General features: G+C 68.9%; 14 protein-coding genes. 9 read left to right on the forward strand and 5 right to left on the reverse strand.

The genetic code is table 11. From position 1 onward, the window contains the following. Positions 1 to 103: 103 nt before the first annotated feature. From ABD808_RS14380 to ABD808_RS14390, 3 genes are all read left to right on the forward strand, one after another. On the forward strand, positions 104 to 1,882 hold the full coding sequence (locus tag ABD808_RS14380; RefSeq protein WP_344895948.1) for a SpoIIE family protein phosphatase: 1,779 nt from the start codon (positions 104 to 106) through the stop codon (positions 1,880 to 1,882). A gap of 298 nt (positions 1,883 to 2,180) precedes the next feature. Then, the gene (locus ABD808_RS14385; protein ID WP_344895951.1) at positions 2,181 to 3,341 is read left to right on the forward strand and encodes a N(5)-(carboxyethyl)ornithine synthase; all 1,161 of its coding nucleotides are present in this window, start codon (positions 2,181 to 2,183) and stop codon (positions 3,339 to 3,341) included. 113 nt (positions 3,342 to 3,454) lie between these two features. After that, positions 3,455 to 4,030 (forward strand): helix-turn-helix domain-containing protein, encoded by a 576-nt coding sequence (locus tag ABD808_RS14390; protein ID WP_344895954.1) that lies wholly within the window; start codon positions 3,455 to 3,457, stop codon positions 4,028 to 4,030. A gap of 164 nt (positions 4,031 to 4,194) precedes the next feature. Here ABD808_RS14390 and ddaH read toward each other — a convergent pair whose 3' ends face one another. Together ddaH and ABD808_RS14400 are read right to left on the reverse strand one after the other, a co-directional pair. Continuing rightward, entirely contained in the window at positions 4,195 to 5,034 is an 840-nt protein-coding gene (gene ddaH / locus ABD808_RS14395) for a dimethylargininase (RefSeq protein WP_344895956.1), read from the reverse strand. A gap of 147 nt (positions 5,035 to 5,181) precedes the next feature. Beyond that, on the reverse strand, positions 5,182 to 5,670 hold the full coding sequence (locus ABD808_RS14400) for an ATP-binding protein (protein WP_344895959.1): 489 nt from the start codon (positions 5,668 to 5,670) through the stop codon (positions 5,182 to 5,184). Positions 5,671 to 5,819: 149 nt separating this feature from the next. On the opposite strand from ABD808_RS14400, the gene ABD808_RS14405 reads away from it, so the two are divergent. The 3 genes from ABD808_RS14405 (at position 5,820) to ABD808_RS14415 (ending at position 9,022) form a co-directional block, all read left to right on the forward strand. Continuing rightward, positions 5,820 to 7,127, forward strand: coding sequence for an XRE family transcriptional regulator (locus ABD808_RS14405; protein WP_344895962.1), 1,308 nt, complete (start codon positions 5,820 to 5,822; stop codon positions 7,125 to 7,127). A 585-nt stretch (positions 7,128 to 7,712) separates the two neighbouring features. Next, entirely contained in the window at positions 7,713 to 8,441 is a 729-nt protein-coding gene (locus ABD808_RS14410) for a S1 family peptidase (protein WP_344895965.1), read from the forward strand. 32 nt (positions 8,442 to 8,473) lie between these two features. Continuing rightward, positions 8,474 to 9,022 (forward strand): snapalysin family zinc-dependent metalloprotease, encoded by a 549-nt coding sequence (locus ABD808_RS14415; protein ID WP_344895968.1) that lies wholly within the window; start codon positions 8,474 to 8,476, stop codon positions 9,020 to 9,022. Between the two features lie 71 nt (positions 9,023 to 9,093). Here ABD808_RS14415 and ABD808_RS14420 read toward each other — a convergent pair whose 3' ends face one another. Together ABD808_RS14420 and ABD808_RS14425 are read right to left on the reverse strand one after the other, a co-directional pair. Continuing rightward, complete coding sequence (locus ABD808_RS14420) at positions 9,094 to 10,395, reverse strand: cation:proton antiporter domain-containing protein (protein ID WP_344895970.1); 1,302 nt, start codon at positions 10,393 to 10,395, stop codon at positions 9,094 to 9,096. A gap of 396 nt (positions 10,396 to 10,791) precedes the next feature. Beyond that, positions 10,792 to 12,354, reverse strand: a complete 1,563-nt coding sequence (locus ABD808_RS14425) for a helix-turn-helix domain-containing protein (protein ID WP_344895973.1) — start codon at positions 12,352 to 12,354, stop codon at positions 10,792 to 10,794. A gap of 89 nt (positions 12,355 to 12,443) precedes the next feature. Between ABD808_RS14425 and ABD808_RS14430 the strand changes: the two genes are divergently transcribed. The 3 genes from ABD808_RS14430 to ABD808_RS14440 all read left to right on the forward strand — a co-directional run bounded on the left by ABD808_RS14430 (position 12,444) and on the right by ABD808_RS14440 (position 15,453). Next, positions 12,444 to 13,727, forward strand: a complete 1,284-nt coding sequence (locus tag ABD808_RS14430; RefSeq protein WP_344895976.1) for an NAD(P)/FAD-dependent oxidoreductase — start codon at positions 12,444 to 12,446, stop codon at positions 13,725 to 13,727. 103 nt (positions 13,728 to 13,830) lie between these two features. Beyond that, positions 13,831 to 14,790: a DUF2637 domain-containing protein gene (locus ABD808_RS14435; RefSeq protein WP_344895979.1), complete on the forward strand. Its 960-nt coding sequence runs from the start codon at positions 13,831 to 13,833 to the stop codon at positions 14,788 to 14,790. Between the two features lie 54 nt (positions 14,791 to 14,844). Then, the gene (locus ABD808_RS14440) at positions 14,845 to 15,453 is read left to right on the forward strand and encodes a hemerythrin domain-containing protein (protein WP_344895982.1); all 609 of its coding nucleotides are present in this window, start codon (positions 14,845 to 14,847) and stop codon (positions 15,451 to 15,453) included. Positions 15,454 to 15,515: 62 nt separating this feature from the next. Here the strand turns inward: ABD808_RS14440 and lpdA are convergent, their stop codons facing one another. Continuing rightward, complete coding sequence (gene lpdA, locus ABD808_RS14445; RefSeq protein WP_344895985.1) at positions 15,516 to 16,919, reverse strand: dihydrolipoyl dehydrogenase; 1,404 nt, start codon at positions 16,917 to 16,919, stop codon at positions 15,516 to 15,518. Positions 16,920 to 17,133: the final 214 nt, after the last annotated feature.

A 17,133-nucleotide genomic window follows, 5' to 3' on the forward strand; every position in this document is an offset into this window, starting at 1 on the left:
CAAAGGTCTTCGGTCGTATCGCCTGCTGAGGGACGACCCGCGCCCGAAGTGTTCGGGATGGCCCGAAGGGAATGAGCATAATGTCCAGTCCAGGGGGATGAGGATGACCGGGCAGGTGGACGACCGAGTCGGCGCGACCCATGGCCGTCTCGTGGAGGCGATGAACTCCGGGGTTCTCGCCACCGACGAGGCCGGCCGGATCACGGCGTGGAATCCACGCGCGCAACAACTGCTCGGCTACGCCCGCGACGAGGTGCTCGGGAGACCGATGCACCCGCTTCTGCACCGGGCCGCCGACGGGCACGTCCCACCGGAACGGGACTGCCGCCTCCTGCGAGTGCTGAGCACCGGCGTCCCCGATCACGGGGAGGACCAGCGGTTCGCCCATCGCGACGGGCGGATGGTGACGTGCTCCTGGTCGTGCGCGCCGATCTACACGGGTGACCGGCCCGGGGTCGAACCGGAGACGGGTGTGGCGGACGGGCTGGTGGTCGTCTTCCAGGACGCCGCCGACCAGATCGCGGTCGAGCGCGAGCGGCGCGACCGGATGGCCCAGGTGCAGCGGGCCAACTCCCGGCTGACACTGGTCGCGGAGATCACGACGGTGCTGTCGTCCACGCTGAACGAGGAGGAACTGCTCCGCAGGCTGGTCCGGCTCGTGGTGCCCGCGCTGGGGGACTGGGCCGAGGTCGACCTGCTGATTCCCGACGGCCGCGTCGAGCGGGTGGCCGCGACGCACCACGAACTCTCCCCCGCCGACATCGCCATGCTCGAGGGGCCGCTTCCACCCCTCCCGCGAACACCGCGCGGGCCGCTGGCCCAGGTCCTGCGCGGCGGCGGCACGGTCGTCGTCAGCGGCGAGGCCGACGTGCGCTCCGACGAACCGCTGGGCGCCGCCCAGCACGAACTCTTCCAGGCCATGGACGCCCAGAACGCGATCATCGCCCCGCTGGCGGCCCGGGGTGAGACCTACGGCGCGTTGACGCTGGGCTACTCCCGTCCCGGACAGGTCTACGGGCCGGGCGACAGGCTCGTCGTGGAGGACGTCGCGCGCCGCACCGGTCTGGTCCTGGCCAACGCCCGCCTGTACGCCGAGCAGCGCAACACGGCCGAAGCGATGCAGCGTCACCTGCTCACGCCGCTGCCGCAGCCGGGCGATCTGCGGTTGGAGGCCCGGTATGTGCCCGCGACCCAGGTCAGCTGGGTCGGCGGCGACTGGTACGACGCCTTCACGCTGTCCGACGGCGCCACCGGACTGGTCATCGGCGACATCGTGGGCCACGACCTGCGCGCGGCCGCCCGCATGGCCCAGGTCCGGAACATGCTCAGAGCCCTGGCCTGGGACATGACCGAGCCGCCGAGCGGTGTGCTGGCGCGCCTGGACGGCGTCATGGCCGCCGTCAGCGACGCCGAACTCGCCACCGCCGTGTTCGGCCGCGTCGAAGAAGACCCGGGCGGGCGATGGCGTCTGCGCTGGTGCAACGCCGGTCATCCCCCGCCCCTGCTGATCACCCGCGACGGCGGCACGCGTTTCCTGGACGAGCACGGGATGTTGCTCGGCGACCCCGACCTCACCGGAACCCGTCCCGACGGCACCCATGTCCTCCCGCCGTCCTCGACCCTCCTGCTCTACACCGACGGCCTCGTCGAGACCCGCGACTCCGACCTGTCCGACCGTCTCACCAGCCTCCGCCGCCACGGCTCCCACCTGGCCCAACTCCCGTTGCCCGACCTGTGCGACAAGCTCCTGGAGCGGGTGGAGCCGAGCGGTGAGGACGACGTCGCGCTGCTGGCCGTCCGCATCCCCGGCTGCCCTACTCCACGGTGTGCGCCGGGGGACGCTGAGCCGAGGCCACCTCGGCCGGAAGCGGAGCCGGGGTGAGCGGCTCGCGCACTGGGGTGTGCACGGTGAGGCGCGGTCATGCCCGGTGGTGCGCGGCGGGGACGGCGGCACCGTCGAGCCCGGGGGTGGCGACCCGCGCGTACACTGCGGGCACCCGGCAACGGCGGCACCTCGCCCGCGGTCGACCCACCACGCCCGGCAACGGCGACGCTGACCCCGTCCGGTGGGACGGCCTGGACTTCCACCGGTCAACGATCGGAGACCGCATGCCCGCCCGAAGCCATGCCGGAGGGGACGCTTCATTTCCCCGCCGTCCCCATGCCCTGACAGTCATCAGTTGAACGGCGGCGGAACGCCGACCGGCCCGACGCTCGGAGTCACGGCGCGATCGGGCAAGGAGAACGAGCGCAGGCAACCGATTCACCCGCTGCACCTCGACCGGCTCGGCCCCGCGCTTCGCTCGCGCGTCTATCTCGAACGCGGATACGGCGAACGGTTCGGTGTCCCGGACGAGCACCTGGCGCCGCGCGTCGCCGGGCTCCTGTCCCGCGACGAGCTCATCGCCCGCTGCGACGTCATCCTGATCCTCAAACCACAACCCGATGACCTCAAGCAGATGCGGGCCGGTCAGACCCTGTGGGGGTGGCCGCACTGCGTCCAGGATTCGGAGATCACCCAGCTCGCCATTGACAGGCGGCTGACGCTCATCGCGTTCGAGGCGATGAACCACTGGACGTCCGACGGCGGGTTCGCCCTGCACGTCTTCCACAAGAACAACGAACTCGCCGGGTACTGCTCGGTCCTGCACGCCTTCGCGCTGACCGGGGCCACCGGGGCCTATGGACGGCGGCGGCGTGCCGCCGTCATCAGCTTCGGCGCGACCGGGCGCGGCGCGGTCACGGCTCTGAACGCGCACGGCGTCCATGATGTCCACGTCCTGACGCAGCGGGGGGTGAGCGCGGTCGGCTCGCCGATCCACTCGGCCCGGATCGTCCACTTCGATCGCGACCCGGACGACCCGGCCCTCACCCGAGTCCTCACCGCCGACGGCCTGGTCCCGGCCGCCGCGTTCCTCGCAGGGCACGACATCATCGTCAACTGCGTCCTCCAGGACCCCGGCGCCCCCCTGATGTTCGCCACCAACGGCGACCTGCCGCTGTTCCCCTCGGGCGCCCTTGTCATCGACGTGTCCTGCGACGCGGGGATGGGTTTCGAGTGGGCCCGTCCGACCTCGTTCGACGACCCCATGTACACGGTCGGCGGCAATGTCCGCCACTACGGCGTGGACCACAGCCCGTCCTATTTCTGGGACTCCGCGACCTGGGAGATCAGCGAGGCGCTGTTGCCCCATCTGGATGTGGTCCTCGCCGACCCCGCCGCCCCGCGGACCGACACGATCATTGAACGTGCCGTGGAGATCCGCGACGGCGTCGTCCAGAACCCCGACATCCTGTCCTTCCAGCACCGCTCACCCACCTACCCGCACTCCCGGCTCTGACGGCCGCGACCCTCGGATCACGAGTCCACCCCCCCCGCATGCGCGGAAATGGTCGCGTGCTGGGGCGGTGGGCTGCTCTTGACAAACCGCTTTGCTGTTTCTGCAATTGGTGCATGGAGACCACTGAGGACGTTCTGGCGGGGGTCGGACCCAGGCTCAGAAGGTTGCGGCAGGAGCGGAACGTAACGTTGGCCGCGCTGGGGGAGATCACCGGGATCTCGGTCAGTACCTTGTCGCGGCTTGAGGCGGGGAAGCGGCGGCCGAGTCTGGAGCTGCTCTTGCCGATCGCGCAGGCGCATCGGGTTCCGTTGGACGAGCTTGTGGGGGCGCCGGACGTCGGTGATCCGCGGATCAGGCCCCGGCCGCAGCGTATGGGGGACATGACCGTGTTGCCGTTGACTCGGCGGCCCGGTGGGGTTCAGGCGTTCAAGATGATCGTGCCGGAGCGCAGGTGGACGCCCGACCCCCAGACACACGAGGGGTACGACTGGCTGTACGTCCTGAATGGGCGACTACGTCTCTATCTGGCCGGACGTGAGCTGATCCTGGAGGCGGGGGAGGCCGCTGAGTTCGACACACGGTTGCCGCACTGGTTCGCGGGCATGGGCGGCTCGGTGGAGCTGCTCAGCCTGTTCGGGCCGCAGGGGGAGCGGATGCACCTGCGGGCCAGGCCCAAGCGGAAGGACTAGGCGTCTGGACGTCCGCCGAACTGCCACATCGTACGGCCGAGAATGTTCTGCGTATTGGTCCATGAAGGACCAGTGGTCTTCGGTCAATTCCAGGCGCAAGTCCCACGTGCCCGGCAGATCGCGGCAGTAGAAGAAGTACTCCATGTCGCCCCCTCCGGTCCGTCTTAGCGGAGCTCCAACGTACAGCACTTGGGGCCGCCGCCCGCCTTGCGCAATTCGGATAGGTCCACGGGGACGGGGTTGTATCCGTGGTGTTGGAACGCAGATATCAGGTCGGACGCTTCGGCATTGACAATGACGTTGCGGCCATCGCAGACGGCGTTGAGACCGAGGACTGCGGCGTCCCGTTCGGCCGCCAGGATCGCGTTCGGGAACAGCTGCGCTAGCACCGCGCGGCTCCCGGGCGAGAACGCGGCTGGGTAGTACGCCACGTTCTCGCCGTCGAGAGTGCACAACGCTGTGTCCAGGTGGTAGAAGCGCGGGTCGACGAGGCGGAGTGTCACGACGGGACGTCCGAGGAACTCCTGGGCCTCTTGGTGGGCGGCGATCTCCGTCCGGAACCCTGTCCCGGCCAGAATCATGTTGTCGAGTGCGAGGAAGTCGCCCTCGCCCTCGTTGGTGTGTTCCGCGTCCAGTACCTCCGCGTAGCCGTTCCTTCGCAGCCATTCGGTGTATGTCGGACCCTCGGCTTGACGTTCCGGATAGGTGAACCGTGCGCCATACGCTCGTCCGCCAACGGTGAGAGCGCCATTTGCGGCGAAAACCATGTCCGGCAGCCCTTCGACGGGGTCGATGAGACTCACCTCGTGCCCGAGCGTCAGATACGTCGCGCGCAGTTCCTCCCACTGCGCCACGGCCTTCCCGGCATCTGCTCCGGCCGCCGGGTCCATCCATGGGTTGATCGCGTAGGTGACGGCGAAGTATTCGGGACGGCACATCAAATACCGGCGTTGTTGCGCCGTCCGTTCGCCAAGGCCCTGCTCTGATACCGGCAGAACGCTCATCGCATCTCCAGGAGGCTGGTTCGACAGATCGAAAGCCTATGGAGTCGGCGCCCGTGATCCAATGCGCCAATCTTGCGTTGAGCTGGCTCTTCGTTGCGTCTCCAGGCTCTGCTCGCCTACTTCGTTGCGCAGGGCGCGACCCGGTGGTCAGTGACGGCGGCGGATGCGCCTGAACCGTGGCGTCAACGGCAGTGGTTCGGGTGCCTCCAGGATCTGCGTCCACCAGACGGTCTTGCCGCCGTTCGGGCCGGGCCGCCAGCCCCAACGATCTGAGCATCCAGCGACCACAGCCATGCCACGGTGATTCTCGTCGGTGTCAGACGCGGCGATATGTACGGGGAAGCCGGGTTCTGGGTCTGTCACGTCCACTCGGAGGCGTCCGTCCATCAGGCAGACTCGGAGCCACATGGTGCCGCCGCGCCGGAGTTTTGGGCGGACATGCTGGATCGCGTTCGTGACGACCTCGGACGCCAGCAGGACGGCGAAGTAGATGTCGCCCTCTTGGACACCCCATGTGGTGAGGGTCTTTCGTACGGCTTCGCGGGCAGCCCGAGCCGTCTGTACTTCCAGTGGCCACTCGAACGTCCGTGCCTTCTGACTCCTGCTGGTGCGCCTCGGCAGGATGATCGTGCGCATGGGGCTGACCTCTGATCTTCTGGGATGTGAGACGTGAAAATCTCCGCTCCTAACTCAGTGAAATCGCACACACACGCACCGCGAAAGTCGACAATGGGGGGTCCGCCAAGGGACCACCGGTCCACCCCCGGTCGAAGGGCACCCGTCCCATGACTGACCAGCACCGCCCTCAATGGGCCATCCGTATCGAGGCCGAACGGCACGCTCGTGGATGGGGCACGTTCAAGGCCGCGCGTCGGCTCTATGCCGCAGTTGGCATAGATGATCCCGATTTGAGCCAGATCAAGAACCTCTCTCGGCAGATCAACCGCCACGAGAAGGGCCTGGTCTACCCGGCCGACTGGGGCTCCGCCTACGCCACTGCTTTCGGAATGGAGGAAAACGCCCTCTTCGGGGAGGAATCGACCGATCTATCGGCGGGTACCGTACATCACGGCTCTGATCCCGATGATGGGGGTGAGGACGTGAAGCGCCGTGCCGCACTCCAACTCCTTGCCGCCCTCGGCGCCGGGACGGTGATCCCTCCGGGAGCCTTGGAAGAGATCCTCTCCGGCATCGAGCACGCTACGGGAGAGAACGTCGATGTGGATGAGTGGGAGCGCGCTGTCCACGAATATGGTCAGCAAGTCGTCGTCCAACCAACAGGGGCCCTCGTCGGGGATCTGACTGCTGACATCATCGCGGTTGGGCGGCAGCTCGACCGAAAGTGCGCGCCTTACGAGCAGGCCAGGCTCCTGCGGGTCAGCGCGGGACTCTCCGGCCTGCTGGCGATCGAGCTGGGTGACGCTGGCGAGGATCGAGCCGCACGGGTCGCCTGGAGCACCGCTCGTCGCGCCGCCGATGCGTCGGGTGACCGTGGCCTTCGGGTGTGGACGCGGGGGAGAGCGGCACAGGACGCGTTCTGGTCTGGACGTCCTCCGGAAATCGTGGCCGAGCTGGCGGACCAGGCCATCGCCATTGCCAATGGCGCGTCGTCCCCTGGGCTGGCCCGGGCTCACGCGGCGCATGCGTATATGGCGGCGGATCAGCGGGACAACGTTAGGGCTCTCGCTTCCGTGACTCAGGTCAAAGAAGCGGTCGAGCGGCTGCCAGAGCCCACCAGCTCGCAGACCGTCCTCGATTTTCAGGAAAGCCAGATGCGTTGGGCGGAGTCCTACGTGCTGACGCGCATCGGAGACCCCCAGGCCGTTGCCACGGTTGACCGGGCGATCGCTGCTTACCCGTCGAGTTCGGTTGTGCCGATCAAGGGGTTGTCCCTGATGAGGGCCGAAGCTCTGGTACGGACCCGTGAGATCGACTCCGGGCTACAGCAAGCAATTGCGACTATTCAAGACCGGCCTGACTTCGTGGCCAAGGGAAGCGACACGCTGGCGAGGCGTGTGCTCGCGGCGTTGCCGGAGAAGGCGCGGGGGCTGCCGGGGGCGCGGGAGTTGCGGGTGTTGACGTCCGCTATCTGAGACGGCTCGGAGGAGCGGGGCTGTCGGCGGCGGTCGTCGAGTGCGTGTGCTGGGGTGGTGTGTCGCTGGTCTTGCCGGGGTGCCTGGGGGCGGCGCGGTTCGGGGGGTGTGTCCGGGTGGGTGGCGAGAAGTCGCCACCTGGTCGTGCTGGTCGTGGGGGAGTTGATTTCTTAATTCGCCATTGCGTGTTCTCTCTTGAGCCTTGTACGGTGCTCATGGATCCCTTCGGGTGAACTGCCCAGGCCGCACAATCAAGTCGTGCGGCCTGGGCAGTTTTCTATGCTGATAGAAATTCACATTGAACATCTAAACGTTCCACTCCGTAGATAGGGATGGTTCGCTGAACTATCCTTCCCTTGGTTGTGGCGCCTGATGATGAGGTCAATCAAGTTCCACATACAACATAATCATATAGGGCCTGCATTTGGTAGGCCGCGCGGACGGAATTCACGTTCGCACCGCCGGGAAATTGTCCCGGTGCCCCCCGCCAAAATCCCTTATAAATGCCCTGTCCGGCCATACGTGTGGTCGGCGGGCGCACCTAGGCCTGGGCCAGCCCTGGGGCCCAGAGAATGGAGGATCGTCATGCGCAAAATGCTCAAGGCGGCGCTGGTCGCGAGCGCCGTTGCCCTCGCGATGGGAGGTGTGACCGCCGCGAACGCCGCCGGGCCCGCCCCGTCGGGTGGCGGTACGCAGCCGATTATCGGTGGTCACAACGCCACGGAGACGTACTCGTGGATGGTGGCGCTGAGCAACGGCTGCGGTGGCAGCCTGGTCTCGCCGCAGTGGATCATCACGGCCAACCACTGCGGGGCGGCGTCGTCCGGACGGGCCGGCTCGAACAACAAGAGTTCGGGCGGCGAGACCGTCCAGATCGACCGGCGGATCACCCGGTCGGGCACCGACCTCACGATGATGCACCTGTCGCGTCCCGCACAGGGCGCGCCGGTGAAGATGGCGCAGTCCAACCCGGCGGCGAACACGCCGGTGCGGCTGCTCGGCTTCGGCTGCATGAGCTGGCCCAGCTGTCAGACCGCCAGCTACCTGCAGGAGATCGACCTGACCATCCTGCCCAGCAGCAGCTGCGCGGCCGGTGGCGGCACCTCGAACGACGTCTGCGTGTCGGGTGACCGCGGGCACTCCGCCTGCCACGGCGACTCCGGTGGCCCGGCGGTCGTCGGCTCCCGCGGCGACTGGACGCTCGTCGGCGAGACCCACGGTCCCGGCGACAACGGCGGCGAATGCGCCACCAGCACGCTCTACACGGGGATCGCTCCGTATCTGACCTGGATCAACCAGCAGATCGGCAGCTGACCCCGTCCCCCACCCCCCACAGGAGTGTGTACATGTTCAGAAAGATCACGGCGGCGCTGGCCGTCGCTCTCGGGCTCGCCTTCCTGGTGCCCGTCAGTTCGGCTTCGGCCGCGGCTCCCCCCATCGCGGTCCGCACGATCTACTACGACCCGAGTGGTGCGCAGGAGTTCGTGGACGCCGTCAACGAGGGCGCCGAGGCGTGGAACAAGGCCGTCCCGGAGATCTCCCTCAAGGTCGCGAGCGGTGGCCAGGCCACCATCAAGATCTACGCCGACGACGGCTGGCCGCGCACCATCTCCTACGGCTTCGGCCAGGGCACGATCTACATGGGTCGCGAGGCCGTCCAGGACGGTTTCTACCCGCCGAGGATCGCGGCGCACGAGCTCGGGCACGCCCTCGGACTGCCCGACAACCGCAACGGGCGTTGTGACTACCTGATGTCCGGTCACAGCTCGCCGACGTCCTGCCAGGTGACCGCCCCGCACGCGACGGAGGCGGCGCAGGTCAGGCGGAACGCGGGCGGCTTCGTCAACCTGGCGGTCGCCAGGAAGACCGAGTACGCGAAGTGCTTCACGTTCTGATCGCATGACCGCGCCCCATCGCGGACGCACCGGTGTCACGGTGCCCGCGGTGGGGCGCGGCCCTTTTCCGGCTAGGCCGCCTGCGGTTCGGTGGAGCGGGCGGCGCGGCGGTCGGCCAGTTCGTCGGGGGACGCCGGGGCGTTCGGGAGGAGCGGCCCGGCGAGTGCCGTCGTGACGAGGGCCATCACCACCATCATGGTGAACATCTGGCCGTCCAGGACGCCGAGGCTGACGCCGACATTGAGGATGATCAGCTCTGTCAGGCCGCGCGTGTTCATCAGCAGGCCGAGGGTGCCGACCTCGCGCCATGGCAGTCCGGTCAGCTTTCCGGGGATCGCCGCGCCTATCAGCTTGCCCGCGCAGGCGACGAGGAGAATCGCGAGCAGTTCGACGATGCCGCGTCCGGAGATGGAGCTGATGTCGACGTTCAGGCCCGTCACGATGAAGAAGACCGGAAGCAGCACCATGCTGATTCCGTCGAACGGACGTTTGATTCCCTCGGCGAGGGCGTCGAACGGTTCGCGCGGCATGACGAAGCCGAACGCGAAGGCGCCGAAAATGGAGTGGATGCCGATCCAGGTGGTGCCGTAGGACGACAGGAAGAGCCCCGCGACGATGATGATGACGTACAGGGGCGGCACCCGGTCGGTGACCATTCGGCGGGTCAGGTGGGCGAGGAGCGGACGGACGATCAGTGCCATCAACGCCACGTAGATCGCCGACAGGATGCCGATCTGCGCCATGTCTCCGGACGCGCCGCCGGCGGTGACGATCGCGGCGGTGAGCGCCAGCAGGCACCATGCCATGACGTCGTCGATCGCCGCGCTGGCGAGGGCGAGGGCACCGACGCGCGTGCCCATCATGCGGTGCTCGGTGAGCATTCGGGCCAGCACCGGGAACGCCGTGATGGACATCGCCGCGCCAATGAAGAGCGCGAACGCGGTGAACGAGGTGTGCTCGCCCTTCACCGTGTCGTGGTGGGAATAGAGCATGGTGGCGAGGGCGATGCCCAGGCCGAAGGCGAGGGCGATGGAGCCGAGCGAGACGGCGCCCGCGGCGCCGCGACGGCCCTTCAGCAGCCGCTTGTCGAATTCCCAGCCGATGCCGAACATGAAGACGAGCAGACCGACCTGCGCGATCGCCGTCAGGTAGGGGCGTGCCTCGGTGGGGAAGACGCGGCCGGTGAGGTCGCCGGGCAGGAGCCCGAGAAGGCTCGGGCCGAGCGCGATACCGGCGATGATCTCGCCGATGACCGGTGGTTGTCGGAGACGGCGGATCAGTCGGCTGAGGACGGCGCCGACAAGCAGGACGATGGCGATGTCGGCCATCACTATCGCGATCAGCAGATCAGAATGCTGGGCGAGACTCTTCATCGGGGCTCCACAATGAACCTGCCGGGGATAGAGTCGATATTCGATCAGATGGAAAAGATCGAATATCGGGCTTATCTTTACACGGCTGGGCGGCGGTGAGCCACGGCCTCGGAAGTATGACCGGTGAACTGTTGGCTTTTCGGGCGTCCGTGCGATCCAATTTCATGCGTCCCTGGAGTGGGCGCGTCCCTCACCAGCGGTAGAGTCTTTGTCCGGGGTTCATGTGCCCGGGAGTCGGGTGGGCCGGTTTCGGCCAGTACATGTTTCTGCTCTGGGACGAATGCGGGTCGGCGTGCTATTGCTCTGATCGTTCCGGTGATTAGTGGTGTGCTTTGGGGTGTGTGGGAGTTTTCGCTCCGGAATTGACGATTGTCGCCGAGAATTCCGTCCAGCCGGTTACCGGACGAGGGCGGCCAGCTGAAGCCGGAGGGCCAGGCGGGTTCGGGGGGACGTCAGATCAACCGTGGTCACCTCGGCCATCCTGCGAAGGCGGTGGCGGAGGGTGTTGGGGTGGACGTCCAGTGCCTGCGCGGTTCCCTTGGTGTCGCCGTAGTGGTCGAGCCACGCGGCGAGGGTTGGAAGGAACGCCGTGCCGTGTTCCATGTCGTGGGATTGGAGGGCAGGGATGGGCCCGCCGGGGAGGTTGGTGCCGATGGCCTTTCGGGCGCGTTCGACGATGACGGCGTCCCATGCGTCGTCCAGGAGGATGAACCCGGGGGCAAGGCGGCCGGACGCCATGAGCCCGGCCAGTTCGGCGGCCTCGGAGCGGGAGCGCGGCAGGTCGGCGGAGGTGCGCGCGACGCCGCCCGCCACCGCGTGCAGGGCCGGATTGTGGATGCGGACGCGGGTCAGGACGTCGTCCAGCCAGGGCATCGAACCGGCGTCGCCGTGCGAGCCGTGCGAGCCTTGCGGGCCGTGTGTGCCTTGCGGGCCGTGTGTGCCGTGCGAGCCGCGCGGGCGGGACGGCGGGTCGGTGACGACGGCGAACAGCGTGTCGTCCAGGTCGGTGATGAGCGGGCGGTGCCAGCCGAAGCGGTGGGTGATCGCCTCCCACAGGTCGAGGCGGCGGCGGACGTCGCCGGTCTCGCCGCCCAACGCCACGACGCGCCACGGCGGCTGGGCCGGGACGGGCGGCGTCCCGTCCCGGAGCGCGGCGCGGAGCTGGTCGGCCGACGCGCGCCGGGCCACGCCCGTCTCAGCGCGCAGGCGCAGGAGGTGCAGGGCGACGACGGTCGCGAGGTCGGTGAGGCGTTCGACGCGGTCCGGGGGGATGGGCGTCCGGGCGACCACCCAGATCGAGCCGAGCCATTCGCCGCCCGCGCGGACGGGGATGACCAGGCGGGGCAACATGCCGTCCGGGCCCCCGGGCACGAGGACGGGATCGCTCGACCGCGCCAGCCTCCGGAACACGCCACAGGCCCGCAGATGGGCGATGACCTGCGGCGGGACGCGTCGGCCGACGATGGTGGAGACGCGGGCCGGGTCGGTGCTGTCCTGGAGTCCTGAGTAGGCGAGGACGCGGGAGCGCGCGTCCTCCAGCGTGACCGGCGCGTCGGCGATCTCGGCGGCGGCGTCGGCGAGGGCGAACAGGTCGTCGCCGGACTCGCCGGGCGGCGCGTGGGCGCGGTCGATGGCGGCGCGCACCAGCCAGATCACGTGCGTCCATGACGTCTCGCGCTGGAGTTCGACGAGCGCGGGGGCGAGCCGGTCGGCGGCCTCGGCGACCTCGGGGGCGATCGGCGCCTTCAGGACGACCCCCGTCGCGCCCGCCGCGTCGGCCCGTTCGAGGAGCGCCACCGCCTCGGCCGGGTCGGTCACCCCGGCGCCCAGCACGATCTCGCCCGGCCGTCCCGCCGCCTCGCCGGGTTCGGCCAGGACGACGTCGTACACCTGCGTGTCGCGTCCCGCCGCGACCAGCCGGAACAGCCCGGGGCCAAGGGACTCGACGAAGTCCGTCACCGCGATCATTGTGCGTTTCACACTATGTGATCCGGTCGGATTGGCCGAAATGAACATCGGCGGTTGATCGAACAGGGCTCACCATCGTAGTGACATCGTTGACGAGGAGGAGTGTCATGGCTTCCAGCACCGGTCCGCGTCGCGTCGCCGTGGTTGGCGCGGGCATGGTGGGGCTGTCCACCGCGTGGTTCCTACAGGAGCGGGGCGCCGACGTCACCGTGATCGACAAGAAGGACGTCGCGGCGGGCGCGTCCTGGGGCAACGCCGGGTGGCTCACGCCCGGGCTCGCGACGCCGCTGCCGGAACCCGCCGTCCTGTCCTACGGCGTGCGGGCGGTGCTGAGCCCGTCGTCGCCCGTGTACGTCCCGCCGACCGCCAGCCTGCGGCTCCTCCGGTTCCTCACCGGGTTCGCGCGCAACAGCACGGCGGCGCGGTGGCGGCGGTCGATGGAGTCGCTGGTGCCCATCAACGGGCGGGCACTGCCGAGCTTCGACGCGCTGGTCGACGGCGGCGTGAAGGCGGTGACCAGGGACGCCGGGTCGTTCCTCGCCGCGTACCGGACGGCCGAGGAGCGCCGCTTCCTGCTGGACGAGGTCGAGCACATCCGCGCCGCCGGGCAGGACCTGGAGTTCGAGGTCCTCGATGGGGACGAGGCGCGGCGGCTGGAGCCCGCGCTGTCCGACGAGATCGGCGCGGCGATCCTGCTGCGCGGGCAGCGGTTCATCAACCCGGGACGGTTCGTGCACGCGCTGGCCGACTCCGTCCTGGACCGCGGCGGCAAGATCCGCACGGGCGCGGCCGTCACCGACCTGCGCGACGGGCCGGGCGGCGTCACCGTGCGCGTCGCCGGGAGCGGGGCCGAGACCTTCGACACGGTCGTGATCGCGAGCGGCGTGTGGCTCGGCGGACTGGCCCGCCGGTTCGGCGTCCGCGCCCTCGTCCAGGCGGGACGCGGGTACAGCTTCAGCGTGCCGATGGAGCGCGTCCCGGACGCGCCGGTGTACTTCCCCGCGCAGAAGGTGGCCTGCACGCCGCTCGGGGACCGGCTCCGCGTCGCCGGGATGATGGAGTTCCGCGACCCGGAGGCGCCGCTCGACCCGCGCCGGATCAACGCGATCGTGGAGGCCGCCCGCCCGCTGCTGCGCGGCGCCGACCTCGACGCCCGCCAGGACGAGTGGGTCGGCTCGCGTCCCTGCACCCGCGACGGCCTGCCGCTGATCGGCGCGACACGCTCCCCGAACGTGTTCGTCGGCGGTGGTCACGGCATGTGGGGCATCACCCTCGGTCCCGCCACCGGCGACCTCCTCGCCGAAATGATCACGACCGGTCGCCGTCCCGCGGAGCTTGTTCCGTTCAACCCGCTACGCCGGTGACCTGGGGGTTCTGAGGGGTTCTGGTTGTTTTGTCCGGGCGGGGGTCTGGGCGCGCTACGGTCACGTGGTGATCTCGTAGACATCCCTGTGCGGGAGGCTCCCCATGACCAGCGAGACGCGGACGGCCGTCGTGCCGCTGACCCGTGCGCAGAAGGTGCTGGCCGGGGTCGGCGGGCTGTTCTTCGCCGGGCTCGCCGGACTCGGCGGGTACGGGTCGTTCGCCTCCGTCCGGGACGTGGCCGAGCCGTGGTTCGGGGGCCAGGCGTGGATCGTCCCCGCCGGGGTGGACCTCGGCATCCTGGCGCTGGTGTCCGTGGCGTTGCTGCTGGAGTGGCTCGCCATGCCGATGCCCGCGTTGCGCTGGATGGCGATGGCATTCACGGGCGCGACGGTGTGGCTGAACGTGTCGGCCGCGCATGGCGACTCGACCGGCATGGTGATGCACGCGGCGATGCCGGTGTTGTTCGTGACGTTCATCGAGGCCGTCCGGCACGCGATCAGGCGACGGGCCGGGATCGCGGCCGGGACCGTCCGGGAGGGTATTCCGGTCACGCGGTGGTTGCTCGCGCCGTTCTCCACGTTCCGGTTGTGGCGGCGCATGGTGTTGTGGCAGATCACGTCCTACCCGGACGCGCTCGTCGCGGAGCAGCGGCGCCGCCATGCGTTGGCGTTGTTGGACCACCACTACGGTCGCAAATGGAAGTCGCGGGCCCCGGCGGACGTGGTGTGGATGCTGCGCGACGGCGTCATGCTCGACCAGGCCCTTGCCCGCGTCACCGAACTCACGGCGCCGCCGCCTGAGCCCCCTGCCCCAGCCCCGACTCCGGAGCCTGAGCCTGAGCCGTCGAAGAAGGCTTCGCCCAAGAAGGCGCCGCGTCGGCAGCCTGTGCCGCGCAGTGTCGCCACCGACAACGAGGCGCGCGCGCTGACCATCCTGGACGCCGAACCCGATATCACTGGTGCCGAGTTGGGTCGGCGCTTGGACATCAGTGCCCGCCAGGGTCAGCGGTTGTTGAGCCGCTTGGCCCGTCCAGCACCGGCTTCGACGACACAGGCGTCCTGACCGGTCACCTTTCTTTCGTCCGTCCCGTCAATGCGGTGACGGAAGGAATGCAACGTGACCAAGCACGACATGACCCTGATGTACGCGATGCACGACGCGCTCAGAAGGGAACTGGAACACCTCGCGAAACTCGCCGCCCGCAAGGACGGCGACCCGCGTCAGATCCTGGCGGACGCACCGGGCTGGGAGCTGTTCAAGAAGGCGCTGCACGCCCACCACACCGCCGAGGACGACGCGCTGTGGCCGGTCATGCGCGAGACCCTCGCCGGACGTCCCGACGACCTGGCCCTCCTGGACGCGATGGAGGCCGAGCACGCCCGGATCGACCCGGTCATCGAAGCGATGGACACGGGCGTCGAGCCGCTCGGTGACCTGGTCGGCACGCTGACGTCCGGCCTCACCGTCCATCTGAAGCACGAGGAGGACGACGCGATCCCCCTCATGCACGAGGTCGTGACGCCCGAGCAGATGGCGGCGTTCGGACAGGCCCACGCCGCGCAGGTCGGCCCCGACGGGCCGCGCATCATCCCGTGGCTGCTGGAGGGCGCCGACGCCGCGACCACGGCGACGACGCTGGCCGTCCTGCCCGAGCCCGTGCGCGCCCTGTACGAGGCCGAATGGCGTCCCGCCTACGCGGCGCTCAACCGGTGGAACACCGCGTGACACGCTGACGGCCGTTGCCGACGGCCCCGGGGCGCCGGATCCGGCGCCCCGGGCCTGGCCGGTCAGAGATTGATCATGTGACCGGCGAGGCCGTGCACGGCCTCCTTCATCGCCTCGCCCAGCGACGGGTGCGCGTGGACGTTGCGGGCGACCTCGTGGGCGGTCAGGTCCCACTGCTGGGCCAGCGTCAGCTCCGGCAGCAGCTCGGTGACCTCCGGGCCGATCATGTGGGCGCCGAGGATCTCGCCGTACTTCGCGTCGCTGATCATCTTGACGAAGCCCTCGCCCTCGCCGAGCCCGAGCGCCTTGCCGTTCGCGCTGAACGGGAACTTGGCGACCTTGACGTCGAAGCCCTTCTCCTTGGCCTGCGCCTCCGTCCAGCCGAACGAGGCGATCTGCGGCTGGCAGTAGGTGGCGCGGGGGATCATCACGTAGTCGAGTTCCATCGTCTCGGCGTCCGCGATGGTCTCGGCGGCGACGATGCCCATCGCCTCGGCGGCGTGCGCGAGCATCAGCTTGGCGGTCACGTCGCCGATCGCGTAGATGTGCGGGACGGACGTGCGGCAGCGGCCGTCCACGTCGATCGCGCCGCGCTCGGTGAGGGCGACACCGGTCTTGTCCAGCCCGTAGCCCTCCACGTTCGGCTGGAACCCGATCGCCTGGAGTACCTTGTCGGCCTCCAGCACCTGCTGCGCGCCGTCCTTGCCCGTGACCGTGACCTTCACCTGGTCGCCGGAGTCGTCGATGGCGTCCACGCGGGTGGACGTCAGCACGTCGATGCCGAGCTTGCGGTACCGCTTGGCCAGCTCCTTCGACACGTCGGCGTCCTCGTTCGGGACCATCCGGTCGAGGAACTCGACGATCGTCACCTTCACGCCGTAGTTGTGCAGCACGTACGCGAACTCGACGCCGATGGCGCCCGCGCCCGCGATGACGATGCTGCCGGGCAGCTCCGAGCTGAGGATCTGCTCCTCGTAGGTGACGACCCGCTCCGACAGCGACGTGCCGGGCAGCAGCTTGGTGTGCGCCCCGGCCGCGATGATGCAGTTGGCGAACGTCACGGTCTCGGTGGACCCGTCCGCCTTCGCGACCTGGAGGGTGTTCGGGTCGGTGAACGTGCCGCGCCCGTCATAGGACGTGATCTTGTTCTTCTTCATCAGGAACTGGACGCCCTTGACGAGCTTGTCCGACACCTGGCGGCTGCGTTGGAAGGCGACGTCGTAGTCGAAGGTGACCGTGCCCTCGACCTTGATCCCGAACTTCTCCTGCTCCTGGGTGAAGATGTGCGCCAGCTCGGCGTTGCGCAACAGGGCCTTCGACGGGATGCAACCGACGTTGAGACAGACCCCGCCCCAGTATCGCTCCTCGATGATCGCCGTCTTCAGGCCGAGCTGCGCCGCCCGGATCGCGGCGACATATCCACCCGGGCCCGAGCCCAGGACCACGACGTCAAAGTTTTCGCTCATATCCATGGACGATATTCGCCGGGACACCGTGCTCGCATCCCGGCACCGACGCGACCCCCGTCACTCGCCCGACCGCGCGTCTGGTGGTTCGTCCGGTCGCTTGTGCGGTCGCCCGTCCGGTCGTCCGTCTGGTCGCGCGTCGGGTGGGGTGTGCGGTCGTGCGTCCGGCGCCGGTAAAGGGGACGGTGTCCGTCGCGAGGCGGGGTCCGGGGGC

The organism is Actinomadura meridiana (assembly GCF_039537545.1).
Lineage (GTDB): Bacteria > Actinomycetota > Actinomycetes > Streptosporangiales > Streptosporangiaceae > Spirillospora > Spirillospora meridiana.